This is a genomic window from Qipengyuania algicola (genome assembly GCF_042492175.1).
Classification (GTDB): domain Bacteria; phylum Pseudomonadota; class Alphaproteobacteria; order Sphingomonadales; family Sphingomonadaceae; genus CAJXSN01.
Window position 1 is genome coordinate 2,073,748 of the sequence record NZ_CP170453.1, and the last position, 23,124, is coordinate 2,096,871.

Consider the following 23,124-nt stretch of genomic DNA (forward strand, 5'->3'; position numbering starts at 1 on the left):
CGCCCCACTATGCGTTTGGACGTGCGTCGGGCCATCATATCGCTGATCCCAATTGGCCCCATATCTCGATCTCTTGCGGAGCTTTTATGAATATCACCTTTGCCGACACGCTTCCCGACGACATTTCCCTGCTGACTCAAGTGGTCGATCACGGTGCAATCCCCGGCGATCTGGAGCGCACGGTCAGTGAAGGCGCAGCCGCAGCCCGGTTCCGCGGCGGTGCGGGGCAGGTGTTCGAAAGCTTTGTGGAGCGTGATGGCAAGGTTGTCCGGCTGGCGCTGGCCGGTGCAGGCAAAGCCGATGCGGCGGACCGTCTGGGCAATCTGGAGAAAGCCGGTTCGGCGCTGGGCGCAAAATATTTCGCCAGCGGTGTCGACACGCTGGTGCTGGATGCGGGCGGATCGCCGATCGATGCTGCCGGATTGGGCGCATTGCTGCTCGGCCTGCGTCTGCGCAGCTGGCGCTATGACGAACATCGCACGACGATGAAGAAGGACCAGAAGCGCTCCCTCGTCAAAGTTGTGGTGGTCGGCGCGCCGGAGGGCAGCGATGCCGCTCTGGCCGATGCCGCGGCTGTTGCAGACGGGGTGGAGTTCACCCGCATGCTTGTGACCGAACCGGCCAACAAGGTCTATCCCGTCAGCTTCGTCGAGAAGGCGCAAGCGGCATTCGAGGGCACGGGCGTCGAGCTGACCATCCTCGACGATAACGATATGGAAAAGCTCGGCATGGGCGCTCTGCTCGGCGTCGGGCGCGGGTCGGAGCGCGAATCGCGCCTGCTTGCCATGCGCTGGAATGGCGGCGACGCGGGCGAGCGGCCCACGGTGTTTGTCGGCAAGGGCGTGACCTTCGACACTGGCGGCATCAGCATGAAACCTGCTGCCGGCATGGAAGACATGAAGTGGGACATGGGCGGCTCGGGCGCTGTCACCGGCGCGATGCTCGCCATGGCCAAGCGCAAGGCGAAAGCGAATGTGATCGGCGTGGTCGGTCTGGTCGAAAACATGCCCGATGGCCGCGCGCAATTGCCCGGTGACGTCGTCACCAGCATGTCCGGCCAGACCATCGAAGTGATCAACACAGACGCAGAAGGCCGCCTGGTCCTGTGCGATGCGCTGCACTGGGCGCAGAAGGAATACGATCCTGTCGCCATCGTTGATTTCGCTACGCTGACTGGCGCGATGATTATCGCGCTGGGCAGCGAACATGGCGGGGTATTCTCCAATGATGACGAACTGGCGGGCAAGCTGCTGGCGGCTGGCAAATCCGTTGGTGACAAGCTGTGGCGTTTCCCGCTGACCCCGGAATACGACAAGCTGATCGACAGCCCGATTGCCGATATCAAGAATGTCGGCCCGCGCGGGGCAGGCTCCATCACGGCGGCGCAGTTCCTGCAGCGCTTCATCACCGATGATCGCCCGTGGGCGCATTGCGATATTGCCGGGATGGTCTGGGCCGACAAACCGGGCCGCACCTGGGGCAAGGGCGCAACCGGTTACGGGGTGCGCCTGATCGATCGCTACGTGCGCGACACGCTGGAAAACTGAAAACCGATCCCGTGCCTCAAGTAGCGAAGCGGTAGGCAGCAAGAATGGCTAAGATGCGCAAGAAGGGCGACTTGCCGAGCAAGATTTGCGCGGAATGCGAGCTGCCGTTTAATTGGCGCAAGAAATGGGAGCGCGATTGGGACAACGTACAATATTGTTCCGAGCGTTGCCGCCGGTCGTCTAAGCAGTCGGCATGAGAGTCGATTTCTACCTGCTTGATGCCGATCCGGTGGAAACGGTCGCCCCATTGCTGGCGCGCAAAACGCTGGAGGCGGGCAAGCGGCTGAGCATTGCCGCGCAGGATTCCGATCTGCGCGCGAAACTGGATCGTGCCTTGTGGGAGCGGGAGGGCGACGCTTTCCTCGCCCATGGCGGCGCATCGGACAGCAACGCCGCGCGCCAGCCGATCCTGCTGGGCGAGACGACCACGAGCGCCAACGATGCAACCTTTGCCATGCTGGCCGACGGCATCTGGCGCGAGGAAGCGCGCGGGTTCGAGCGGGTGATGCTGCTGTTCGGCGAGGACCGGCGGCAGGCTGCGCGCGAATTGTGGAAGGCGTTCTCGGCGGAAGAAGGGCTGGAGAAGAATTTCCTCAAGCAGGAGGGTGGCCGGTGGCAACGCCTCGGTTAAGCCGCCTTATGCGCGCGGCCGCTGTGCCCCTTTTGGCGGGCCTGATGCTGGCGGCCTGCGACGGCGCTGGCGAAGGCGGTGAGGCTGGCACCTACGAGGAAGACCTCGAGGCAAGGACCATCACCGCCCGCGCGCCGGTGGAGGGCGGGGAGGCGACGATGCTTTCCGGCCCTGCGATTGCTGCTGCGCTGCCGGTCGATATCCCGATTATGCCGGATGCAGAAGTGACGCTGGCAACCCATGTGGCATCCCCCGACGGCCTGCGCATCGCGTTGATCGAGCTGACCAGCGACCGGTCGCCTGCAGATGTCGCCGCATTTTATCGCGGTGCCACCGGCGAGGCTGGCTTGAACCCGGCGCTCGACTTGGGCGAAGAGGATGCAGTCACGTACATCGCTATCGGCCCGGATCGCAGCCGGATCACCGTGCACGCCGCCAAGGCGCTGTTTCTGGAGGACGGCACCCGCGCGCCTCCACCGCCAGAAGATGAGGCGGAGGAAGACGAAAGCGCCGAGGCCGCGCCGGAAACCCGCAGCGCCACCGCCGTCCAGCTCTACATCATCGGCAAGGCAGCCGATCCCGCACCAGCTTCCTAGCAACTCGTCTTAGTCACGCGTACGTGCTGACAAGACTTGCCGCCCATCGCCCATGCCAGTAAGGGCGCAGGCCATAATTCCCCATACAAAAACCTGAAGGAAATACTCATGGCGGTTACCCGCACCTTTTCGATCATCAAGCCCGATGCCACCCGCCGCAATCTGACCGGCGCCGTCACCAAGATGCTGGAAGAAGCCGGCCTGCGCGTCGTCGCCTCCAAGCGTATCCACATGACCAAGGAACAGGCCGAAGGCTTCTACGCTGTGCACAGTGAGCGTCCGTTCTTCGGCGAGCTGACCGAATTCATGATGAGCGAGCCGGTGGTCGTGCAGGTGCTGGAAGGCGAAGACGCCGTCACCCGCAACCGCGACATCATGGGCGCAACCAACCCCGAAGAAGCCGCACCCGGCACCATCCGCAAGGAACACGCCCTGTCGATCGGCGAAAACACCGTCCACGGCAGCGACAGCGAAGAGAATGCGAAGATCGAAATCGACTTCTTTTTCAAGCCGGAAGAAATCGTCGGCTGAACGGCGATTGAGCGCTAAGAACACAAAAGGCCGTCGGAGCGATCCGGCGGCCTTTTTTGTGTCTGCGATGGGTGGAAAGCGGGCGCTAGGCCGGCGCACCACTATTGGTCGAAACGGAAAGCCTAACGAGCTCTCTTTCGATTGAGGAAGCTATTGAGACGAAGTTGCTTCTTGTCCGCAGACGCAGGCCGGATCGATTGAGCCAGTCGCTGAATCTGCTTTTCCCATTTACCGACGTGCTTCTCTGCACTGCCATTCTTGATGGGCCCACAAGCCAGAAACCGCACCGGCTTGAAACCGCAGAAACTGAGAATCTGGCGCTTCCATCGTTTGATCAATGCATTGCCGTAGCCAAGGCGCAAGAAGAATGGCGGTGTGTCCATCGTTGCGATCACATCCGCAGAGCGCCCTTCCATGTACCTGTCCCACCAGGGGTCGTCGGAATGATAGGCAAATGTGAAACCGGGCAGGAGCACACGGTCGAGTAAACCCTTGAGTTCGGCAGGCTCGCTTCCCCACCACATCGGGAAGCTGACCACCAAGTGATCGCACTCATCAATTTGCTTCGCCAGACTGGCAACATCTGGCTCCCACTCCACGCGTTTGGCATATCCGAACCGCAAGATCGGCGAGAAATCCATGTCTCGAACCGCAATCCTCTCAGTGGTCGTTCCTGCCGGCAGAGCGTCCTCGTACTGTTGGAGCAGGTGCGAGGAAAACCGACCTTCGTCAGGATGACCATCAAGCAGAAGAACGCGCATATGATTGGCAATCCTGACTGTGAGGGAGGCCGGAAGAAGCTGGCCGATAAGGATTCCTGCGTCAATGTTCGCTTGAGAAAGGGGACAAGCGAACGATGCCGGCGATCAAATCGCCAGCAGCCCTCAAAACTCCGCCGCCGCTTCCCTCAGTTTCGTCAGCCGCTTCGGCGCGACGCTTGCCCAGCTGCGTTCCAGCCAGTGGGCGACCTGGTCCCAGTCGCATCCCGGCCGGTTCAGTATTATGCCGACCCAGCCGCTCGCGCCGTAATAGGCGGGTTTGTAGAATGTGTCGGGGTCGCGCTCGATCAGGTCCAGCAGCTCGTCCTGACCGCTGGTTTTGGCGAGGACGGAGATATGCGGCACGCCGTGGTGCTGGTCATTGAAATGGGCGAAGAACTTGCCGCTCTTGCCGCCCGTCCGGAAACCTGGCGAACCGTGGCTGGTCTTCTCCTCGGCTTCGGGCAGAGCCAGAGCCAGATCGGCCACGCGGGCATAGAGATAGTCGGAATCGTATCCGCGCGAGACATAGTCGCCCAAGATGCGCGGGTAGAGCTGGTGTTCGGCCAGCTTGACCCGCTCTGCGAGCGTGGCGGGGGTGTCGCCCGGCTGGATCGCCACGCGGACCTGCCCCAGCACTTCGCCGGAATCGAGCTCGGGGATCACCAGATGCACCGACGCGCCGCCATGACTATCGCCCGCTTCGATGGCGCGCTTGTGAGTTTCCAGGCCGGTGTAGAGCGGCAGCAGGGACGGGTGGATATTGAGCATGCGGCCCGCCCATTGGCCGACGATTTCATCGCCGAGAATGCGCATATACCCGGCCAGCGCGACAAATTCCGCACCGCTCTTGCGGATCGCTGCGTCCATCGCCGCATCGTGGTCGGCGCGGTCCATGCCCTTGTGGCTCAGCGCGAAGGTCGGGACGCCTTCCGCCTCGGCCAGCGCCAGCGCGCCTGCCTGCGGATCGTTGCTGGCAACCAAGACAATCTCGTACGCGGCATCGGGCAGGCGGCTCGCGTACAGCAGCGCGGCCATATTGGTGCCGGTGCCGGAGACCAGCACGGCAACCTTTGCTTTTGGCGTGTCAGCCAAGATGGGTGGCTTCCCAAGCCGATTTGGCCGACCACGTGCCCTGCGACCCGCGCACCGTGCAGCCCTTGTCGCCCGCGATCACTTCGCCGACACGCAGCACGGTCTCGCCCGCCGCTTCCAGCCGCCGTGTCACCGAGTCGACATTCTCCGGCGTCACCGCCAGCACCATGCCGACCCCGCAATTGAAGGTGCGTGCCATTTCTTCCGGCTCGATCTGGCCCTGCGCCTGCAGAAACGCCATCAGGCGCGGCTGGTCCCAGCCATCGGCCTGCACCACCGCATGCGCGCCATCGGGCAGCACACGGGGAATATTCTCCAGCAATCCGCCGCCGGTGATGTGCGCGAGCGCGTCCACTTCGCCTGCGCGAATGGCGGGCAGCAGGCTGCTGACATAGATGCGCGTCGGGGCCAGCAGCGCGTCGATCAGCAGGACATCACTGTCGAACAGGGCGGGGCGGTCCAGCTTCCAGCCCTTGTCCGCCGCCAGCCGCCGGACGAGCGAAAAGCCATTGGAATGGACCCCGGAGGACGCGAGGCCCAGCAGCACATGGCCGGGCGCGACTTTCTCGCCCGTCAGCTGCTCGCCGCGCTCCACCGCGCCGACGCAGAAGCCCGCCAGATCATAGTCTCCGGCGGCATACATACCGGGCATTTCCGCCGTTTCGCCGCCGATCAGCGCGCAGCCCGATTCCTTGCACCCGCCCGCAATGCTGGCGACCACGCGCTCGGCCACGCCGTTCTCCAGCTTGCCTGTGGCGAAGTAATCGAGGAAAAACAGCGGCTCTGCGCCCTGAACGATCAGATCGTTAACGCACATCGCCACCAGATCGACGCCGACGCCTTCGTGCCGGTCGTGATCGATGGCGAGTTTCAGTTTTGTGCCGACACCGTCATTTGCGGCGACCAGCAACGGATCCTTGAAACCCGCTGCTTTCGGATCGAAAAAGCCCCCGAAACCGCCAATATCGGCGTCTGCGCCGGGGCGCGCGGTGGCCTTCACCAGCGGGCCGATAGCCTTCACCAGCGCATTGCCCGCTTCGATAGAGACACCCGCCTGCGCGTAGGTGTAGCTGCCATTTTCGGCGGTGCGGTCTGTTTCTTCCCCGGTCATGTCCACGCCTTTACGCATTCGCGCTTGGAATCGCACGGGGCTTTCGGCAAAAGGCGCATGGTTTTCCCCATGACACGGCAATTCTCTCTTCCGCCCGTCCGCGTGACACTCGTTTTGGCTGCTTTGGCCTTGGCGCTCGTGCTCGCCCTGATCGCAGGCCCGACAATGGTCGGCGCGCAGGTGGAAGGCGACCGGGGCATATCAGCCGTGGTGGCGAGCACCGATATCGATGTCGGCGGGATCGAGGTCGATGTCAGCGGCAGCAATCCGGAAGACGCGCGGGCCAAAGGCTGGCGCGATGCGCAGCGGCAGGCCTGGGCCAAGATCGGCGGACCGTCGCTTTCGGACGGCCAGCTGCAATCGCTGGTTTCGGCCGTGGTGATCGAGCGGGAACGGGTTGGCCCGCGGCGCTATGTCGCGACGCTGGGGATCATTTTCGACCGCGCGCGAGCTGGCGGCTATCTCGGCCGTGGCGGACAGCGCGCGCGCTCTGCGCCGATGCTGCTGGTGCCGCTGACCGTCACCGGCGGAACGCAGCTGATTTACGAGCAGCGCAATGACTGGCAGCGCGCGTGGGCCGAGTATCAGGCCGGTTCCAGCAAGATCGACTATGTGCGCCCGTCCGGCGCGGGCGGCGATTCGCTGCTGGTGACGGCGGGCCAGATCAATCGCCGCAGCCGCGCATGGTGGCGCAATATCCTGAACCAGTTCGGTGCGTCCGATGTGATTGTCGCGATTGCGAAGCTGGACCACGAATATCCCGGCGGCCCGGTGACGGCGCGGTTCATTGCCCGCTACGGTCCGGACAACACCTATCTCGACGGGTTCACCCTGCGCGTTGCCAATCCGCGCCAGATTCCCGCGATGTACAACAAGGCAATCGAGCGGTTCGACACGATTTACGAGGCCGCGCTGGCGGATGGGCGATTGAAGCCCGACCCCACGCTCAACCAGTCGGGTGGCAGCATCGACCCGGCGATCCAGCGCCTGATCGACGCAGGCCGGCAGGCCGAAGCGGCTGCTGCAGCGCAGCGCCGGGCCGAGCAGGCGGAGCGCGATGCAGCCGCGCGTCCCGCCGAGCCAACCGCGCAGCCGACCGCCGCACCCACCGCCGCGCCGGTCGTAGTCTCCTCTTTCGTGGTCCAGTTCGCCACGCCTGATGCCAGCACGATTGACGGGACGCTGGCCGCTGTTCGCTCCACACCCGGGGTGCGCGGCGCGGCAACATCCTCGCTAGCGATTGGCGGTACCTCGGTGATGAGCGTGACCTATGGCGGTTCGCTGTCGGAACTGGCGCAGGCGCTGGCCGCACGCGGGTTCACTGTGCGGCAGGGGAGCAACGCGCTCGCCATCAGTCGCTAGGCGCAGAGGCGTCGCCTGTGGCCCAGCATACGCAAATTGCGCTGCCCCTGTCGCTCCAGAGCGAGGGCGAGCCTGCGCGCATTGCCCTTGGCCCGGCGAACCAGCGCGCGGCGGAGGCTCTGGCCGATCCCTCGCCATGGCCGTTCGGCACAGCGATCCTGACCGGCCCGCCGCGCTCCGGCAAATCGCTGCTGGGCCGCTGGTTTGCGCAAAGCGGCGGGGTGGTGATCGACGGGGCGGACGGTTGGGACGAGACCGACCTGTTTCACCGCTGGAACCGGGCGCAGGAGCAAGGCGAGAAGCTGCTGCTGATCGCGGACGGGGAGGAGTGGGAGATCACTCTGCCCGACCTGCGTTCGCGGCTGGGCGCGGCGCTCCATCTGCAGATCGGGCAGCCCGATGATGCGATGCTGGCCGACCTCATTGAGATTCACGCCAGCCAGCGCGGCCTTGCGCTGGGCGAAGGCGCGCTTACCTATCTGGTGCCGCGCATTACCCGCAGTTTCGCTGAAATCGAGCGGGTGGTGGCGGCAATCGACCGGCTAAGTCTTGAACGCAAGACCGCGCCGACCATGGGTATCTGGCGCGATGCGCTGGACGCTGTACAGGGCCCGGAACAGGCGCGGCTGCTGTGACAAACTTGCGTATCACACGCAAAAGTGGGAGATTCAGCTTCGTGAGGTGCCCATGCTCAGAGGTCTGACATCCTATCTCGACTCGGTTCGTGCGCGCGATCCGGCCCCGCGCTCGCGCTGGGAAATCCTGCTGTATCCCGGCGTGCTGGCACTGGGCCTCCACCGCGTGGCGCATTGGCTGTTCGAGGCGAAGATGTATTTCCTCGCCCGCTTCGTGAACCATTTTTCGCGGTTTCTGACCGCTATCGACATCCATCCGGGCGCGAAAATCGGGAAGAACTTCTTCATCGACCATGGCTTCACCGTCATCGGGGAGACGGCGGTGATCGGCGATGACGTGACTATCTATCAATGCGTGACGCTGGGCGGGACCAACCCGACCAACGGCGTGGGCGGCAAACGCCACCCGACCATCGGGGACAATGTGATCATCGGCTCTGGCGCGCAGGTCATCGGCCCGATTATGGTGGGCAAGCGCGCCCGCATCGGCGCGAATGCCGTGGTGACCGACGAAGTGCCCGAAGGTGCGACGATGATCGGGCTGAAGGCGCGCAGCACGCTGGTCCCGGCAGAGGATTGGCTGAAGGAGTTCCTGCCCTACGGGACACCGTGCGATGATCCTTGCGAGGAGCAGTTTGGCGAGAAAGTCGCTGAGGGCACGCGCCGGGTGCAGGCGCTGGAGGCCGATCTTGAAACATTGAAGGCGGAGCTTGAAGCGCTGAAGGCGGGGCAGCTGCCTTTGACCGGTGGTGCTGGTGAGCGCCGCAGCGGAACTGCCGACTGATGGTGTCCAGCCCCGGCGCGTCGCAAACAGGTTCCGTTGTCGCCTTCCCGCAAAACCGCGCGGATCAGGTCGGCTTTGCGCGCGAGGAATTGCAGCGCATTATGGACCTGTATGGCCGCATGGTCGCGGCAGGCGAATGGCGCGACTACGCCATGGAATTCACCAAGGATGCAGCGGTGTTTGCCGCGTTCCGCCGCGCCGCCGAGCGCCCGCAGGCACGGGTGGAGAAACGCCCGTCGCTCAGGGGAAGGCAGGGCATGTGGACGCTGTTCGGCGAACATGGGCAAGTGCTGAAGCGCGGACATGAACTGCAAGGCGTGCTCGCCCCGATGGAACGGCGGCTGGTGAAGGCGGTGGAGGGTTAGGTCTTGGCCAAAACCCTATTCCCGCTCATCCTGAGCTTGTCGGCAGCGAAGCTGGGCAAAGCCCAACGATTGTCCTTCTCTTCTAGCGCACAGCCAAAAGTAAAGCAGCCCTTCGGAAGCGCAGCTGTTGCGCAGCAACACCGCTCAGGGCGAACGGTGTTCTGGCGATCACGCAATAGCTGGCAGTTTCGCCTGCAAATTCCCCGGCAACCCTCCTACAATCGTGCGCCTGATCGGGCTCCAATAGGCCGAGAGGGTGAGCAAGGCCGAGCCGATGACCAGTGCTGTGAGCGCGAAGGTCAGCTCCACCGCGCCAAACTGGTCGAACAGGAAAGCGAGCGCGGCCAGCACGTAGATCAGCGCGGAGACCAACAGGGCGCGCCGGTCAATGGCCAACGCGACCAGCCCGAAGACGATATAGATCGCGACCACTGCCAGAGCGCCGAACACGCCGACATCGGCGTTGTTATCGATCACGCCCGTCGCCGTGAACACGGGATGCGCGATCATCGGCGCGGCCAGCAGATGCAGCCAAAACGCCACATCGGCCCGGCGGGTTTCGCGGGTCGGGTCGCTCATGTCCCAGCGCATCGCGGCGATAAAGATTGCCACGCCGGCGACAAATATGACGGGCAGCATCCAGTCGTCTCCTTGGACCTCGAGCGTCAATTCCAGCACCAGCCCGATCAGGCCGAGGAAACTCACCGCGAGCGCTGCTGCTCCTGCTGCAACCGTGATCGGCACTTTGAAGCGCCGCCAGTGAAGCCACGCGGCAGCCAGCGCTATCAATCCGCTGCCGAGGACAAACACAGCGGCAGCTGCGTCTTCGTTCGAATGGGAAAGGAACTGGCCGGTGCCAAACGATGCGGTGAAAACCGCGCCGACAAACGCCACCAGCAACAGGATGCTCGGCAGCGCCATACGCCGTTTGCCGGTGAAAAATTCGGCAAGGGGCCAGCTGGCGGCGGCGACGAACACTCCCGCTAGCGCCAGTTCGAGGCCATCGGATCTGTAATAATCGGCGGTGATCCTTGCATATTCCTCGTCTGCCACATTGCCGCTTGGCCAACTGGGAGCGGGCAAAATCGCTTCGCTGATCGCTTGCCCGATGGCGCCCGCCGCGACCAGCAGGATCACGATTCCGATCGCCACGAAAATATCGTTGAAGCTGTTGACGAGGCGAAAATGCTCTTCGTCGGTGACGGGCCGCGCGCGGATGGCTTCGGCATGGGCGCGCAGAGCGTCGGCCGCCTCCTGTGTCATCACTCCAGCGGCCACTGCCGAATTGATCTCGTCCTGCGAATACATAAAGGCCCACCCCTCGGTTCGACGCGAGGGATGGGCCTTGTGTGTTAGTCTGTCAACACAGCCTGCGAGGCTGCGTTGAAAGCGTTAGCCCCGCGCGCTGTCGGGGCCGGTGCCGGTCACTTTCTGCATTGCGGTCAGAATGGCGCCCGACTGCTCGGAGCCGGACTGCGGAGCGACCAGATTGGAGAAGTCGCTGATCTTGTCCCAGGCTTCCGCGAAGCCTTCGACCGTGCGCTGGTCCTCGGGTAGCCAGACGGCATCGTTCATCACGGTCCAGGCCGAGTGGAAACCGCCTGCGCCTGCGCCGACGATGGCGTTGGACGGGGCATCTTCGCTGACCAGAAATACAGCTGCCGGGGCAACGTTTTCAGGGGCGAACAGCTTGAACGCTTCTTCGGGAAACAGGTCTTCCGTCATACGCGTGCCGGCGACGGGCGAGAGCGTGTTGACCTTGATGTTGTATTTCGCGCCTTCGATCTGCAGCGTCTTGGTCAGGCCGGCGAGGCCCAGCTTGGCTGCGCCGTAATTTGCCTGGCCGAAATTGCCGAACAGGCCGGTGCTGCTGGCGGTCATCAGAACGCGGCCATAGGCCTGCTCGCGGAAGGTTTCCCAGCACGCCTTGGTGGCGAACGCACTGCCGGTCAGGTGGACTTTGACCACGAATTCGAAGTCTTCCGGCGTCATCTTCACGAAGCTCTTGTCGCGCAGGACGCCGGCATTGTTGATCAGCACATGGACGCCGCCCCATTTCTGTTTGGCGTCGGCGACCATCTTTTCCATCTGGTCGTATTCGGTGACACTGCCGCCATTGGCCATCGCCTCGCCGCCCATTTTCTCGATTTCCGCAACCACTTCGGCTGCTGCATCGGAGGAGCCGGTGCCGTCGCGTGCGCCGCCCAGATCGTTGACGACAACTTTCGCGCCGCGGCGGGCGAGTTCGAGGGCATATTCACGGCCAAGGCCGCCGCCCGCACCGGTGACGATGGCGACTTTATCTTTGAAGGAAATGGTCATGGGTTTCTCTCCGCAATGGGTAATGAAAATATCCGAAGACGGAGCCTTACGTGTCCGTCAATCCCGCGCTGGGTGGCAGGTATTATGGTGCGTTGCAACAGGGGAGAGGCCAATGCCCAGTGCCGTAAGGGCAGGGCGCATCTGCGTTGTTACATTGCTGCGAGCGCAGGCAACAATTGATCGAATCGTTCGATAACCGCGTCCGCGCCCAGCTCGTGCGGGGGCTTGTCGCAATAGCCATAGGCCGCCGCGACCACCGGCACGCCAGCGGCCTTTGCGGCGTTCACGTCATAGGTGCTGTCGCCGACGAAGGCGAAGCGGCCGTTTGCGCCTGCCGCTTCGCATCTTTTGCGCGCCTCGATCACCGGGTCCGGCGCAGGCTTGGCATTTCCCTTGCCCATCGTGTCCCCGCCGATGATCGTCACGAAGCGGTCGGCGAGGTCCAGCTGGGTCAGCACGCTGCGCGCGAACTCTTCGAACTTGTTGGTGACAACCGCCATTTTCACACCCTGCGCGGCGAGTTGGTCGAGCGCCTCGATCACGCCGGGATAGGGCCGCGAATGGACCGCGTTGTGCTGCGAATAATAGGCCAGCATCTGCTTATACAGCGCATGGAAATCGTCGCGCGGCATCCCGCCCTGCGCATCGACTGCGCGGCTGAGCATGATCTTCGCGCCCCCGCCGATAAGATCCTTGCTGCTGTCCACCGGCACCGGATCGAACCCGCCCAGCTTCAGCGCGTGGTTCACCGCCTCGCCCAGATCGCGGAAGGTATCGAGCAGCGTCCCATCGAGATCGAAGCCAATGGCGGTGAAGGGAATATCGGTCATGTGCGCGGTCATGTGGGGCGACGTGCCGCAAGCGACTTCAAACCGCAAGGAAAGGGTGGCAAAGGGGGCGCATAACAGGAGTTCGCATGACTGATTTTGCCGCCGTCATCCTTGCCGCGGGCAAGGGCACCCGCATGAAAAGCGATTTGCACAAGGTGCTGCACCCGATTGCCGGGCTCTCCATGCTCCATCATTTGATGGCATCCGTGGATGCGCTGTCGCCCGCGCACAAGGTGGTGGTGGTTGGCGCCGGGCGCGAGCAGCTGGAGGCAGCGCTCGGTGACAGCGCCAAAACCTGTTTGCAGGAACCTCAGCACGGCACGGGTCACGCGGTGCAGCAGGCGCGCGAGGCGCTGACAGGCTTCACCGGCGCAGTGCTGGTGATGTATGGCGATGTGCCCTTTGTGCGGCCCGAAACGATGCAGGCGATGCTTGACCGGCTGGAGCAGGACGATGCCCCTGCTGCTGTGGTGCTGGGCTTCGAGCCGGAGGATGCAGGCGCCTATGGCCGCGTGCTGACCGACGCCGAGGGCCGCATCTCCAAGATGGTGGAATACAAGGACGCGGACGAGGCAGAGCGCGCCTGCACGCTGTGCAATTCCGGCCTGATGGCAGCGAAGGCGGACGAGCTGTTTGCGCTGCTCGACCGGGTGACCAACGACAATGCGCAGGGCGAATACTACCTGCCCGACATCGTCAATATCGCATTGGCTGACGGGCGCACTTGCGCTGCTGTGACCACCGATGCTCCCGATGAAGTGCAGGGCATCAACAGCCGCAGCGAGCTCGCCCGGGCCGAGGCCCAGTGGCAGGAACTGCGCCGTGAAGACGCGATGGCCGATGGGGTAACGTTGAAAGCGCCCGAAACGGTGTTCTTCAGCTACGATACGCAGCTGGGCCGTGATGTGGTGGTGGAGCCAAACGTGGTGTTCGGCCCCGGCGTTAGCGTGGCCGATGGTTGCACCATCCGCGCTTTTAGCCATCTGGAAGGCGCGACGCTGGGCGAGGGCTGCGAAGTCGGCCCCTATGCCCGTCTGCGCCCCGGCGCGGTGCTGAAGAAGGGCGCGAAGATCGGCAATTTCGTCGAGATGAAAAAGGCCGTTCTGGGCGAGGGCGCGAAGGCCAACCACCTGACCTATCTGGGCGATGCCGAGGTGGGCGCGGGCGCAAACATCGGCGCAGGCACGATTACCTGCAATTACGATGGCTACTTCAAATACCAGACCGTGATCGGCGAGCGGGCCTTTATCGGATCGAACAGCGCGCTGGTCGCACCGGTGAATATCGGCGCAGATGCGATTGTCGCAGCGGGCAGCACCGTTACCCGCGATGTGGGTGATGGCGAGCTCAGAATGGAACGCTCGGAGCAATCGGTGAAGCCTGGCTGGGCCGACCGCTTCCACGACACGATGAAAAAGAAGAAGGCAGCAGCAGGGGACAAGAAATGAGAACGGCATTTGCAATGGTCAGCGTGCTGGCTCTGGCGGCCTGCGGCGGGGACGTGACCGATAGCGAATCGGTTTTGGGTTCGCCCGAGCTGGCAGTTGTCGAGGATGGTTCGGAAGCGGATGGAACTCCTGATGAAGCCACAGACGAGGCCACTGACGATTCGACCGACGGTGCGGGCGACTCAGGGCGGGAAGACGACATAGCGCAGCCGGTAGCGTGCCAGGAGGGCGAGGAAACTCTCTTCTCCTGCGATGACAAGGGCGGCAAGCAGATCGCTGTCTGCGGCAAGGACGGGAATGCCCAATACCGCTTCGGCAACGAAGTGGCCGAGATCACTCTCGACAACGGGAAGTTCGCCAGCGTGCCCTATTCGGGCGGCGGCGAAGCGCAGATCGCGTTCAGCAATGGCGACACGCGCTACATCGTGTTCAGCCGCATCGTGCGCACCAATTTCGAACCCGGCGAACCGAACAACCCTGAGATCACCGACGGTGTGATGGTCGTGCGTGGCGGCGAGACAATCGGCAAAAGGACATGCATCGCAGGCTCGCCGTCAGCGGTCGATGTCGGCGCGGGTGAAAACTATGGCGGCGTGGCCAGCGAATTGTTTTACGAGGGGTAGGCTGCCCCGACGCCGGGGGTCGAATTGAAGGTCACCCCGCGTCGGGATAGACTTTCGCCCGGAACCGATCGACAAAAGCGGGCAATGCAGGGTGCTGCGTGATCATGTCCTTCATCGGGCTGTCGAACGGCACGTGCAGAATATTCGCGAGCAGCGAGTAGACCGTAGCATCGGCCAGTCCCGGCGCGCCGCCGAAGAACCAGTCCTTGTTCCCCAATATCGCGGCAAGCGCGGTAATGTCGCGCTGGGCAATGGCCTCGATTTCCTGCGGAGAATGCAGGCCCATGCCGTGCCCCTGCAATTGTTTGGCTACGCCGCGCCGCGCGATCGGAGCGATAATGGCGCGCGCAGGAGCAGGAATATCGCCCAGCACCGACTGCTTGAGGATTGGCCAGTTTTCGGGACGCTGCCACCGGTCATACACCATCGCCCAATAGAGGTTTTCCTCGACCATCCGGCCCGTCGCCGTGGCCAATCCGCGCTCTTCTTCAGTAAGATGCGCATCGATGTCCACGGCGAAGCGGTCTTTGAGATAGTCGATGATCAGGGACGAATCGCCAATCTTGCGCCCGTCATGCTCGATCCATGGAGCCTTCTTCTTGGGGCCGCCAAACGGAGTGGATGCGGTGAGCGATTGATGCTCGACATGCGCCATGCGAAGCACCGCGTCGAGTTTCAGGCAAAACGGGCTGACCGATGGTAATCCCCAGCGTCCCGGCAGGTGATATGCTTTGAGCATGGCGCGAGATTATCCGCGCTCTGCCTCCAAGTCGAGAGACGCCAGCACCGCCACACACACCGCCACCACGAATTGCGGGAAGGCGAAGAAGAACGGGCCGTCCGCCATCGACATGACCAGCAGGCAGGCAATCCCGCCTATTGCGGGCAAAGCGAGATCACGCCGATGGGCAATCCAGCGGGGCACGCGCCACAGCGCCATCAGACCGAGCGCCAGCAATGCGAGCGCGCCGACAAGCCCCCAATCATACAGCACCTGCATCACCAGATTGTGCGGATGGGCGTGCTGGCCGCGCGAGGATTCCACCTGCTTGCTCCAGTTGGACTGGCCGTGGCCGATGACCGGGCGCTCAATTACTTTCTCCAGCGTATCGGCCCAGATCTCCGTGCGGTGGCTGACCGAATTCTGGTCCGGGGGAGCTTCGGCTTCGGGTGTCACGCGCCCGATGATGCTCTCCAGCCCGTAAAGCGGGTTGGGCGGGGCGGTCACCAGCGAGACGGGCATCACCAGCGCAGCCACAGCCAGAAGCGCCCCGGTGACCTTTAGACGCGCGCCCGGCCCCATGATGGCGACCAGCAGAAACAGCGTGACGAAGACCGAGAGAAAAGGCGAGCGCCCGCCGGTCCATGCGACGAAATAGAAACCGGTCGCCGCCACCAGCAGGCCGGGCCACCAGCGGCCTTGCATCTGGCGGCTGGCGACATATCCCATGCCGAGGCCTGCCAATGCCACGCCGTAAAAGCCCAGATGGCGGATATTGACGACGCCGACGCCGAACTGGTCCCAGTTGAAAACCGTGCTGGTGTAGAGCACTGCTGTCACCACCTGCGTGATGGCGACATAGACCAGCAGGCTGCCGGTCAAAGCTGCGAGGAAGACGCGGCGTTGCGCTTTCCAGCTGCTCGAAAATCGGTCCCACAGGGCAATTGCCAGCAGCACATGCAGAAGGGAGAAGGCGAAGAATATCCGCGCAGGAGAAGGGTTGGCCGCCATGACGCTCGCCAGTGTTCCGCCGACCGCCCAGACGCTCAGAGCTATCAGAACCCCGCGCGGCATTGCCCGTAGCGCGGGCACGAACCGGAACCCATCAATCCGCGCGATGACGATCAGGGCGAGTTCGATGGCCAGCACCGGCAGCGAAAGGCTGCGGGTTGGGTTCATCGTGAAATCGAGTTCGAAGGTCAGCGCTGCGAACACCGGTGCACAAAGGGCAACCAGCGCGAGGGCGATCTTCGCAGTGAGGGAGAGACCATCGGCACCCTTGCCGGAGTGGTCAAAGTGCGGGGTATTCAGGCTGGCGCCTGGCGATCCCCGCTGATCGCCCGTCATTCGCCAGCAGCGTCCGTGGCATGCTCGGCCAGAACCGTCAGCCCGTTATCGCCAACCTCGGCAAAGCCGCCGCGCACTTCGATTTCCTCGGGCGCGCTGCCTTCGGTCTTGTAGACCTGCACAGCGCCGTCGCGGATCACGGACATGAAGGGCGCGTGGCCTTCCAGCACGCCGAAATCACCTTCCGCGCCGGGCACGACGACCATGTGGACGTCTTCGGAACGGACCTGCTTGGCCGGTGTGACGAGTTCGAAATGCAGTGCCATGTTTCTCTTACCTTATCCCATCCCGCTCGCGGGAGGGGCAGTGAGACTTGCGAGCATGCTCGCTAGTCGCAGCGGGGAGGGTGGGCGACCTTAAAGAGGCCGTGCCCCCACCCCCAACCCCTCCCCGAGGGGAGGGGAGTTCAATTACGCTTCGTCAGCCATCTTCTGGGCTTTGGCAACGACCTGATCGATGCCGCCGACCATGTAGAAGGCGCTTTCGGGCAGGTGGTCGTACTCGCCGTCCACAACCGCCTTGAAGCTGGCGATGGTGTCTTCCAGTTGGACGAACTCGCCCGGAATGTTGGTGAAGACTTCGGCCACGTGGAATGGCTGGCTGAGGAACTTCTGGATCTTGCGCGCACGGGCGACGGTGAGCTTATCTTCTTCGGACAGCTCGTCCATGCCCAGAATGGCGATGATGTCCTGCAGCGACTTGTACTTCTGCAGAGTTTCCTGAACCTTACGCGCCGTTTCGTAGTGCTCTTGGCCAACAACGCGGGGCTCCAGCACGCGGCTGGTGGAATCGAGCGGGTCAACAGCCGGGTAGATGCCCAGCTCCGAAATCGCGCGGTTCAGCGTGGTGGTTGCGTCCAAATGGGCAAACGAGGTGGCAGGGGCAGGGTCGGTCAAGTCATCTGCGGGAACGTAGATGGCCTGCACCGAGGTGATCGAGCCCTTGTTGGTGGAGGTAATACGCTCCTGCAGATTACCCATGTCGGTCGACAGGGTCGGCTGATAGCCCACTGCGGAAGGAATACGACCCAGCAGAGCGGACACTTCGGAACCGGCCTGCGTGAAGCGGAAGATGTTGTCGACGAAGAACAGAACGTCCTGGCCTTCTTCATCGCGGAAATATTCCGCCATGGTCAGACCCGACAGAGCAACGCGGGCACGCGCGCCCGGAGGCTCGTTCATCTGGCCGAAGACGAGGGCCACTTTCGAACCATCGGAAATGGCTTCGCCAGCATCGTTCTTGGCGATAACGCCTGCGTCGAGGAATTCGTGATAAAGGTCGTTACCTTCGCGGGTACGCTCACCCACGCCGGCGAACACGGACACGCCGCCGTGACCCTTCGCGATGTTGTTGATCAGTTCCTGAATAAGAACCGTCTTGCCCACGCCGGCACCGCCGAACAGGCCGATCTTGCCGCCCTTTGCGTAAGGAGCGAGGAGGTCGATCACCTTGATGCCGGTGACCAGAATGGCCGCTTCAGTCGACTGGTCGACAAAGGCGGGGGCCTCTGCGTGGATCGGCATGGACTTGTCCGCGCCCACAGGGCCGCGCTCGTCAATCGCTTCGCCGGTGACGTTCATGATCCGGCCGAGTGTTTTCGGGCCGACAGGCACGCTGATCTGCGCGCCGGTGTTGATCACTTCGCTGCCGCGCACGAGGCCTTCGGTGGCGTCCATGGCGATGGTACGAACGGTGTTTTCACCAAGGTGCTGCGCCACTTCGAGAACCAGCGTGTTGTCGCCGTTCTTCGTTTCGAGCGCGGTCAGAATTGCGGGCAGTTCACCGGGGAACTGCACGTCAACGACAGCGCCGATGACCTGGGCAATCGTGCCATTGGTGGTTTGGTTGAGTACGGGTGCGGTGGCCATGATGTGGTGTCCTACTGGCTCAAGAATCTACGTGGTGGGCACCGTGTTCGGTGCAAATGGCTTCAGCGTTGCCGAGGACCCAGTCGGTGCCCTCTTCGTTTTTCGTCAGCGGTGCTTCGTGACGCATATATTCGTCTTCGCCGAGACCAAATTCGCACGTGACGGTTTCGGAACCCAGCGCGCTCTTGCAGATGGCGGTGCTGACGGGTTCTGCGCCTTCGCATGTTGCCGCGAATACTTCGGTAAACTTCGCTTCGTCCGGAGCGGGCAATTCGACAACCGGCTCTGGCGCCGCAACGGCTTCCGGCTCGGCAGCGGGCTCTTCACCGCATGCGGCGAGCAGTGCGATTGCGGGCAGGATGATGGCAAACTTCTTCACTTTTTCAATTCCTTACAGTGCTTCCGCACCAGCTTTTCGTTGTTGCTACAGTGCTTCCGCACCAGCAATAATTTCAATCAGTTCGGTGGTGATCGCGGCCTGACGGCGGCGGTTATATTCGATGTTGAGCGACTGGATCAGTTCGCCCGCATTGCGGGTGGCGTTGTCCATCGCGGTCATGGAGGCACCATGCTCGGAGGCTTCCCGCTCCAGCAGCGCGCCGAAAACCTGCGTCTTCACATAGCGCGGAAGTAGTTCTTCGAGGATTTCTTCCTCGCCCGGCTCGTATTCCACCACGGCATCGCTGTCGGCAGCGGTTTCGGGGGCGGGGACGGGGATCAGCTGATCGACCGTCGGGTCCTGCGCCAGTGCCGACTTGAAGGTCGGGTACACCAGATGCGCGACATCGAACTTCCCGTCTTCGAACATTTCCAGCAGCTCGGTCGCAATCGCTTCGGCTTCTTCGAACCCGGGCAGCTTGACTGTGCTGGTGTCGAAACCTGCGGTGATCTTGTCGGCATAGTCGCGCTTGATCGGTGCGCGGCCTTTTTTGCCGACGAGATAGAATTCGACCTGCTTGCCGGCGGCGAGGAGGTCCTTCGCCTTCAGCTTGGCAGCTTTGACGATGTTGGCGTTGAGACCGCCGCACAGGCCCTTGTCGGTGTTGACCACCACCAGCAGGTGACGCTGGTCACTGCCGGTTCCGGCGAGCAGTTTGGGCGCGCTGTCACCGCTGACCTTGCCAGCGATCGACGCCATGACGTCACCCAGCCGGTCCGCATAGGGACGTGCAGCCTCGGCAGCAGCCTGCGCACGGCGCAATTTCGCCGCGGCGACCATCTGCTTGGCCTTGGTGATCTTCTGGGTCGACTTAACCGACCCGATCCGATCTTTCAGTTCCTTGAGTGAAGCCACTCTTCCGTTTCCTTCCTGTCCGTCATTCCCGCGAAGGCGGGAACCTAGGGTAACTGTGTGCTACTTTGCTCTGGGTCCCCGCTTTCGCGGGGATGACGGAGGTTGGTTCCTGTGTTTTCTACTTACGCAAATTGCTTGGCAAAAGCGTCGAGCGCCTTGACCGTTGCGTCCTTGGTGTCGCCTTCGAACTTCTTGCTCGTGCGGATGTCGTCCAGCACGCTCTTGTGCTCGTTGCGCATGAAGCTGAGCATGGCAGCTTCGTATTCGTTTACGCGGTCCACGGCGATATCGTCGAGATAGCCATTGGTACCGGCGAAGATCGACACGGTCTGCTCTTCGAACGGCATCGGGCTGAACTGGGCCTGCTTCAGCAGTTCCGTCAGACGCGCACCGCGATTGAGCAGTTTCTGGGTCGAGGCATCGAGGTCCGAGCCGAACTGGGCAAACGCCGCCATTTCGCGGTACTGAGCCAGCTCCAGCTTGATCGAACCGGAGACCTTCTTCATCGCCTTCGTCTGGGCGGCACCGCCCACACGGGAGACCGAGAGGCCCACGTTAATGGCCGGACGGATGCCCTGATAGAACAGGTCCGTCTCGAGGAAAATCTGGCCGTCGGTGATCGAAATCACGTTGGTCGGAATATAGGCCGACACGTCACCGGCCTGCGTTTCGATGATCGGCAATGCGGTCAGCGAGCCGCCGCCATTCTCGTCATTCATTTTCGCGGCACGCTCGAGCAGGCGAGAGTGCAGATAGAAAACGTCACCCGGATAGGCTTCACGGCCCGGAGGACGACGCAGCAGCAGGGACATCTGGCGGTAAGCCACGGCCTGCTTGGAAAGATCGTCATACACGATCACGGCGTGCATGCCGTTGTCGCGGAAATATTCGCCCATCGCGCAGCCGGTGTAGGGCGCGAGGTACTGCAGCGGTGCAGGCTCGGAAGCGGTGGCGGCCACAACGATGGAGTATTCCATCGCGCCGTTCTCTTCGAGGCTCTTCACGATCTGCGCCACGGTCGAGCGCTTCTGGCCGACGGCGACATAGATGCAGTAGAGCTTTTCTTTTTCGTCGTCGCCCTGATGCGCTTCCTTCTGGTTGATGAAGGTGTCGATGGCGACTGCGGACTTACCCGTCTGGCGGTCACCGATGATCAGTTCGCGCTGGCCGCGGCCAACAGGGACGAGGGCGTCGATGGCCTTCAGGCCCGACTGCACCGGCTCGTCGACCGATTTACGCGGGATGATGCCCGGCGCTTTGACTTCGACGCGGCTGCGCTCGGTCGTTTCGATCGGGCCCTTGCCGTCGATCGGGTTGCCCAAGGCATCGACCACACGGCCCAGCAGAGCCTTGCCGACGGGAACGTCCACAATCGTTTCGGTCCGCTTGACGCTGTCGCCTTCTTTAATCTCGGCGTCGGAGCCGAAGATCACGACACCGACATTGTCGGCTTCCAGGTTCAGGGCCATGCCCTGCACACCGTTGGCAAACTCGACCATCTCACCAGCCTGCACATTGTCGAGGCCGTGAATGCGGGCGATACCATCACCCACCGAGAGAACGGAGCCAACTTCGCTGACTTCGGCCTGGGTGCCGAAATTGGCGATCTGGTCCTTGATGACCTTAGAGATTTCTGCGGCGCGGATTTCCATGGGTTAGTCCTTTAGGCCTTCATGGCATTTGCAAGAGAATTGAGACGGGTGCGGATCGAGCCGTCAATGCGCTTCGACCCCAATGTAACGACGAGACCGCCCAGAAGGTCCGGATCGACGCTGTGCGACAGCTTGACGGTCCGGCCCTCGCGGGCAGTGAGTTTCTGGCGCAGCTTTTCCAGCTGCTCTTCGCTCAGCGCGTGGGCGCTGGTAACCTCGGCGGTCAGTTCGCCGCGCTGCGCAGCGGCAATCGCGCGGAAGGCGCGGATCATGCCGGGCAGGGCGGACAAGCGGCGGTTCTGCGCCAGCACACCGAGAAAATTCTTGGTCAGGTCCGACAGGCCGAGCACACCGGCAACACCGTCAATCGCAGCGCCCTGCTGGGCGCGGCTGAGTTCGGGGTTATTGGTGACGGCCTGCAATTCACCCGATTCGGCAAGGGCAGAATCGAGCGTTTCAAGATCGGTCTCTACGGCGGTGACCACGCCGCCTTCTGCTGCCAGATCGAACAGCGCAGAAGCGTAACGGCCTGGCAAGCTAGCCTGAATACCGGCGGAAATCTCCACTGGGCGAAGTCCTCTCGGGTGAGCGGGGGATAATAATGCGGGCGCTTGGCGCTAGGGCACTGAAACAGCACCCTTGCAAAGCTGGCGCGCGCCTAGCAGCCACCCCACCGCGATGCAAGCGGTGAGCGGCAATCCTCTTTCCGTTTCGCGGCGAATGGATTAGACGCTTACGCAAAAGAACGTAGCAGGAGAGAGATGATGAAGCTGACACCCATGAGCGCGAAATGCGGCGTCGAGGTGAGCGGCATCCAGTTGGCCGAGGCAGATGGCGAGGTGATGGATGCGATCCGCGCGACCATTTACGAGCACGGCGTGGCCGTTTTCCGCGATCAGGATTTTTCGCCGAAGGATCATATCGAATTCGGTCATCGCTGGGGCGGGGTCGATGTGAACAATTACTTCCCGCTCAACACCGACTTTCCCGAAATCGCTCTGGTGAAGAAGGAAGCCGACGAATCCACCAATATCGGGGGCGCGTGGCATACAGATCATTCCTATGACCAGATCCCGGCCATGGGATCGGTGCTGGTTGCGCGCGATCTGCCGCCCAGCGGCGGGGACACCGAATGGGCGCATATGGGCGCAGCCTATGACGCGCTGCCCGATGATCTGAAGGAAGAGATCGAAGGGCTGGAAGCCTTCCACACTGCCGACCATGTGTACAAGGAGGGTGGCCTCTACGCGCAGACCGACATGGGGAAGAACCTGCGCGGTCAGGATCTGAAAACCGGCGCGGTGCACCCCGTGGTGATCCGCCACCCGCATACGGGCCGCAAACTGCTCTATGTGAATGGCGGTTTCACCATCCATTTCGTGGGCCAGACGCGCGAGGAAAGTCTGCCGCTGCTGCAACGCCTGCTCGACGCGGCGCTCGCGGCGGACAACACCTGCCGCCTGCAATGGAAGCCGGGAACGGTGGCGATCTGGGACAACCGGACGACGTGGCACAACGCAATCAACGACTATGCCGGCCACCGCCGCGAGATGCACCGGATCACGCTGTCGGGCGAGGCGCTGGCGGCGTAGCTCGCTCTCACG

Annotated in this window: 26 protein-coding genes; 12 read left to right on the top strand and 14 right to left on the bottom strand. The window is 62.8% G+C overall.

All coding sequences use genetic code 11. The features are described from left to right. Positions 1–86 precede the first annotated feature (86 nt). The 5 genes from ACFCW2_RS09785 (at position 87) to ndk (ending at position 3,305) form a co-directional block, all read left to right on the top strand. Positions 87–1,547: a leucyl aminopeptidase gene (locus ACFCW2_RS09785; RefSeq protein WP_379546008.1), complete on the top strand. Its 1,461-nt coding sequence runs from the start codon at positions 87–89 to the stop codon at positions 1,545–1,547. 44 nt (positions 1,548–1,591) lie between these two features. Then, positions 1,592–1,744: a DUF2256 domain-containing protein gene (locus tag ACFCW2_RS09790; protein WP_425589487.1), complete on the top strand. Its 153-nt coding sequence runs from the start codon at positions 1,592–1,594 to the stop codon at positions 1,742–1,744. Continuing rightward, positions 1,741–2,178 carry a DNA polymerase III subunit chi gene (locus ACFCW2_RS09795; protein WP_379546010.1) on the top strand — a complete coding sequence of 146 codons (438 nt, stop codon included), beginning with the start codon at positions 1,741–1,743 and terminating at the stop codon, positions 2,176–2,178. The genes ACFCW2_RS09790 and ACFCW2_RS09795 overlap by 4 nt, the downstream gene beginning before the upstream one ends. An 8-nt stretch (positions 2,179–2,186) precedes the next feature. Then, positions 2,187–2,774: a hypothetical protein gene (locus ACFCW2_RS09800; protein ID WP_379546012.1), complete on the top strand. Its 588-nt coding sequence runs from the start codon at positions 2,187–2,189 to the stop codon at positions 2,772–2,774. Between the two features lie 108 nt (positions 2,775–2,882). Then, positions 2,883–3,305 carry a nucleoside-diphosphate kinase gene (gene ndk, locus ACFCW2_RS09805; RefSeq protein WP_379546014.1) on the top strand — a complete coding sequence of 141 codons (423 nt, stop codon included), beginning with the start codon at positions 2,883–2,885 and terminating at the stop codon, positions 3,303–3,305. A 122-nt stretch (positions 3,306–3,427) separates the two neighbouring features. On the opposite strand, the gene ACFCW2_RS09810 is transcribed toward ndk, so the two are convergent. The 3 genes from ACFCW2_RS09810 to purM all read right to left on the bottom strand — a co-directional run bounded on the left by ACFCW2_RS09810 (position 3,428) and on the right by purM (position 6,269). Beyond that, positions 3,428–4,066 carry an NAD(P)H-dependent oxidoreductase gene (locus ACFCW2_RS09810; RefSeq protein WP_379546016.1) on the bottom strand — a complete coding sequence of 213 codons (639 nt, stop codon included), beginning with the start codon at positions 4,064–4,066 and terminating at the stop codon, positions 3,428–3,430. A 123-nt stretch (positions 4,067–4,189) separates the two neighbouring features. After that, positions 4,190–5,101: a formyltransferase family protein gene (locus tag ACFCW2_RS09815; protein WP_379548967.1), complete on the bottom strand. Its 912-nt coding sequence runs from the start codon at positions 5,099–5,101 to the stop codon at positions 4,190–4,192. Positions 5,102–5,150: 49 nt separating this feature from the next. Next, positions 5,151–6,269, bottom strand: coding sequence for a phosphoribosylformylglycinamidine cyclo-ligase (gene purM, locus ACFCW2_RS09820; RefSeq protein WP_379546018.1), 1,119 nt, complete (start codon positions 6,267–6,269; stop codon positions 5,151–5,153). A 69-nt stretch (positions 6,270–6,338) separates the two neighbouring features. Between purM and ACFCW2_RS09825 the strand changes: the two genes are divergently transcribed. From ACFCW2_RS09825 to ACFCW2_RS09840, 4 genes are read left to right on the top strand one after another with little or no spacing between them, the layout of a single operon-like run. After that, a complete protein-coding gene (locus tag ACFCW2_RS09825) occupies positions 6,339–7,631 on the top strand; it encodes a heavy-metal-associated domain-containing protein (RefSeq protein WP_379546020.1) in 1,293 nt (430 codons plus the stop codon). Positions 7,632–7,648: 17 nt separating this feature from the next. Next, complete coding sequence (locus ACFCW2_RS09830) at positions 7,649–8,266, top strand: ATPase (protein ID WP_379546022.1); 618 nt, start codon at positions 7,649–7,651, stop codon at positions 8,264–8,266. 52 nt (positions 8,267–8,318) lie between these two features. Beyond that, entirely contained in the window at positions 8,319–9,050 is a 732-nt protein-coding gene (gene epsC / locus ACFCW2_RS09835) for a serine O-acetyltransferase EpsC (RefSeq protein WP_379546024.1), read from the top strand. Continuing rightward, complete coding sequence (locus ACFCW2_RS09840) at positions 9,050–9,415, top strand: DUF2794 domain-containing protein (protein ID WP_379546026.1); 366 nt, start codon at positions 9,050–9,052, stop codon at positions 9,413–9,415. The genes epsC and ACFCW2_RS09840 overlap by 1 nt, the downstream gene beginning before the upstream one ends. Positions 9,416–9,583: 168 nt before the next feature. On the opposite strand, the gene ACFCW2_RS09845 is transcribed toward ACFCW2_RS09840, so the two are convergent. The 3 genes from ACFCW2_RS09845 to ACFCW2_RS09855 all read right to left on the bottom strand — a co-directional run bounded on the left by ACFCW2_RS09845 (position 9,584) and on the right by ACFCW2_RS09855 (position 12,567). After that, positions 9,584–10,723 (bottom strand): hypothetical protein, encoded by a 1,140-nt coding sequence (locus ACFCW2_RS09845; RefSeq protein WP_379546028.1) that lies wholly within the window; start codon positions 10,721–10,723, stop codon positions 9,584–9,586. Positions 10,724–10,807: 84 nt separating this feature from the next. Continuing rightward, entirely contained in the window at positions 10,808–11,737 is a 930-nt protein-coding gene (locus ACFCW2_RS09850) for an SDR family NAD(P)-dependent oxidoreductase (RefSeq protein WP_379546029.1), read from the bottom strand. A 149-nt stretch (positions 11,738–11,886) separates the two neighbouring features. Next, positions 11,887–12,567 carry an HAD-IA family hydrolase gene (locus tag ACFCW2_RS09855; RefSeq protein WP_379546031.1) on the bottom strand — a complete coding sequence of 227 codons (681 nt, stop codon included), beginning with the start codon at positions 12,565–12,567 and terminating at the stop codon, positions 11,887–11,889. Positions 12,568–12,653: 86 nt separating this feature from the next. Between ACFCW2_RS09855 and glmU the strand changes: the two genes are divergently transcribed. Then, the gene (glmU, locus tag ACFCW2_RS09860) at positions 12,654–14,015 is read left to right on the top strand and encodes a bifunctional UDP-N-acetylglucosamine diphosphorylase/glucosamine-1-phosphate N-acetyltransferase GlmU (protein ID WP_379546033.1); all 1,362 of its coding nucleotides are present in this window, start codon (positions 12,654–12,656) and stop codon (positions 14,013–14,015) included. Beyond that, positions 14,012–14,638 carry a hypothetical protein gene (locus ACFCW2_RS09865; RefSeq protein ID WP_379546035.1) on the top strand — a complete coding sequence of 209 codons (627 nt, stop codon included), beginning with the start codon at positions 14,012–14,014 and terminating at the stop codon, positions 14,636–14,638. The genes glmU and ACFCW2_RS09865 overlap by 4 nt, the downstream gene beginning before the upstream one ends. 31 nt (positions 14,639–14,669) lie before the next feature. Here ACFCW2_RS09865 and ACFCW2_RS09870 read toward each other — a convergent pair whose 3' ends face one another. The 8 genes from ACFCW2_RS09870 to ACFCW2_RS09905 form a co-directional block, all read right to left on the bottom strand. After that, positions 14,670–15,377 (bottom strand): glutathione S-transferase family protein, encoded by a 708-nt coding sequence (locus ACFCW2_RS09870; protein ID WP_379546037.1) that lies wholly within the window; start codon positions 15,375–15,377, stop codon positions 14,670–14,672. Between the two features lie 9 nt (positions 15,378–15,386). Then, complete coding sequence (locus tag ACFCW2_RS09875) at positions 15,387–16,706, bottom strand: O-antigen ligase family protein (protein ID WP_379546039.1); 1,320 nt, start codon at positions 16,704–16,706, stop codon at positions 15,387–15,389. After that, a complete protein-coding gene (locus tag ACFCW2_RS09880; RefSeq protein ID WP_379546041.1) occupies positions 16,703–16,972 on the bottom strand; it encodes an ATP synthase F1 subunit epsilon in 270 nt (89 codons plus the stop codon). Before ACFCW2_RS09880 ends, ACFCW2_RS09875 begins: the two co-directional genes overlap by 4 nt. A gap of 144 nt (positions 16,973–17,116) precedes the next feature. Next, positions 17,117–18,574, bottom strand: coding sequence for a F0F1 ATP synthase subunit beta (gene atpD, locus ACFCW2_RS09885; RefSeq protein WP_379546043.1), 1,458 nt, complete (start codon positions 18,572–18,574; stop codon positions 17,117–17,119). Positions 18,575–18,593: 19 nt separating this feature from the next. Then, on the bottom strand, positions 18,594–18,953 hold the full coding sequence (locus ACFCW2_RS09890; protein ID WP_379546045.1) for a hypothetical protein: 360 nt from the start codon (positions 18,951–18,953) through the stop codon (positions 18,594–18,596). Positions 18,954–18,998: 45 nt separating this feature from the next. Further along, positions 18,999–19,868 (bottom strand): F0F1 ATP synthase subunit gamma, encoded by an 870-nt coding sequence (locus ACFCW2_RS09895; protein ID WP_379546047.1) that lies wholly within the window; start codon positions 19,866–19,868, stop codon positions 18,999–19,001. A gap of 122 nt (positions 19,869–19,990) precedes the next feature. Next, positions 19,991–21,520 carry a F0F1 ATP synthase subunit alpha gene (gene atpA / locus ACFCW2_RS09900; protein ID WP_379546049.1) on the bottom strand — a complete coding sequence of 510 codons (1,530 nt, stop codon included), beginning with the start codon at positions 21,518–21,520 and terminating at the stop codon, positions 19,991–19,993. A gap of 11 nt (positions 21,521–21,531) precedes the next feature. Continuing rightward, positions 21,532–22,086 carry a F0F1 ATP synthase subunit delta gene (locus tag ACFCW2_RS09905; RefSeq protein WP_379546051.1) on the bottom strand — a complete coding sequence of 185 codons (555 nt, stop codon included), beginning with the start codon at positions 22,084–22,086 and terminating at the stop codon, positions 21,532–21,534. A 195-nt stretch (positions 22,087–22,281) separates the two neighbouring features. On the opposite strand from ACFCW2_RS09905, the gene ACFCW2_RS09910 reads away from it, so the two are divergent. After that, positions 22,282–23,112, top strand: coding sequence for a TauD/TfdA dioxygenase family protein (locus ACFCW2_RS09910; RefSeq protein ID WP_379546053.1), 831 nt, complete (start codon positions 22,282–22,284; stop codon positions 23,110–23,112). The last annotated feature ends 12 nt before the right edge of the window (positions 23,113–23,124 follow it).

Bases quoted from the DNA above. Each gene is read 5' to 3' on its own strand.
- ACFCW2_RS09825 (WP_379546020.1), top strand. From the start codon at position 6,339: ATGACACGGCAATTCTCTCTTCCGCCCGTCCGCGTGACACTCGTTTTG.
- ACFCW2_RS09880 (WP_379546041.1), bottom strand. From the start codon at position 16,972: ATGGCACTGCATTTCGAACTCGTCACACCGGCCAAGCAGGTCCGTTCC.
- glmU (WP_379546033.1), top strand. From the start codon at position 12,654: ATGACTGATTTTGCCGCCGTCATCCTTGCCGCGGGCAAGGGCACCCGC.
- ACFCW2_RS09910 (WP_379546053.1), top strand. From the start codon at position 22,282: ATGATGAAGCTGACACCCATGAGCGCGAAATGCGGCGTCGAGGTGAGC.
- atpD (WP_379546043.1), bottom strand. From the start codon at position 18,574: ATGGCCACCGCACCCGTACTCAACCAAACCACCAATGGCACGATTGCC.
- epsC (WP_379546024.1), top strand. From the start codon at position 8,319: ATGCTCAGAGGTCTGACATCCTATCTCGACTCGGTTCGTGCGCGCGAT.
- ACFCW2_RS09800 (WP_379546012.1), top strand. From the start codon at position 2,187: ATGCGCGCGGCCGCTGTGCCCCTTTTGGCGGGCCTGATGCTGGCGGCC.
- atpA (WP_379546049.1), bottom strand. From the start codon at position 21,520: ATGGAAATCCGCGCCGCAGAAATCTCTAAGGTCATCAAGGACCAGATC.
- ACFCW2_RS09790 (WP_425589487.1), top strand. From the start codon at position 1,592: ATGGCTAAGATGCGCAAGAAGGGCGACTTGCCGAGCAAGATTTGCGCG.
- ACFCW2_RS09865 (WP_379546035.1), top strand. From the start codon at position 14,012: ATGAGAACGGCATTTGCAATGGTCAGCGTGCTGGCTCTGGCGGCCTGC.
- ACFCW2_RS09785 (WP_379546008.1), top strand. From the start codon at position 87: ATGAATATCACCTTTGCCGACACGCTTCCCGACGACATTTCCCTGCTG.
- ndk (WP_379546014.1), top strand. From the start codon at position 2,883: ATGGCGGTTACCCGCACCTTTTCGATCATCAAGCCCGATGCCACCCGC.
- ACFCW2_RS09870 (WP_379546037.1), bottom strand. From the start codon at position 15,377: ATGCTCAAAGCATATCACCTGCCGGGACGCTGGGGATTACCATCGGTC.
- ACFCW2_RS09850 (WP_379546029.1), bottom strand. From the start codon at position 11,737: ATGACCATTTCCTTCAAAGATAAAGTCGCCATCGTCACCGGTGCGGGC.
- purM (WP_379546018.1), bottom strand. From the start codon at position 6,269: ATGACCGGGGAAGAAACAGACCGCACCGCCGAAAATGGCAGCTACACC.
- ACFCW2_RS09795 (WP_379546010.1), top strand. From the start codon at position 1,741: ATGAGAGTCGATTTCTACCTGCTTGATGCCGATCCGGTGGAAACGGTC.
- ACFCW2_RS09810 (WP_379546016.1), bottom strand. From the start codon at position 4,066: ATGCGCGTTCTTCTGCTTGATGGTCATCCTGACGAAGGTCGGTTTTCC.
- ACFCW2_RS09840 (WP_379546026.1), top strand. From the start codon at position 9,050: ATGGTGTCCAGCCCCGGCGCGTCGCAAACAGGTTCCGTTGTCGCCTTC.
- ACFCW2_RS09855 (WP_379546031.1), bottom strand. From the start codon at position 12,567: ATGACCGATATTCCCTTCACCGCCATTGGCTTCGATCTCGATGGGACG.
- ACFCW2_RS09875 (WP_379546039.1), bottom strand. From the start codon at position 16,706: ATGACGGGCGATCAGCGGGGATCGCCAGGCGCCAGCCTGAATACCCCG.
- ACFCW2_RS09815 (WP_379548967.1), bottom strand. From the start codon at position 5,101: ATGGCCGCGCTGCTGTACGCGAGCCGCCTGCCCGATGCCGCGTACGAG.
- ACFCW2_RS09845 (WP_379546028.1), bottom strand. From the start codon at position 10,723: ATGTATTCGCAGGACGAGATCAATTCGGCAGTGGCCGCTGGAGTGATG.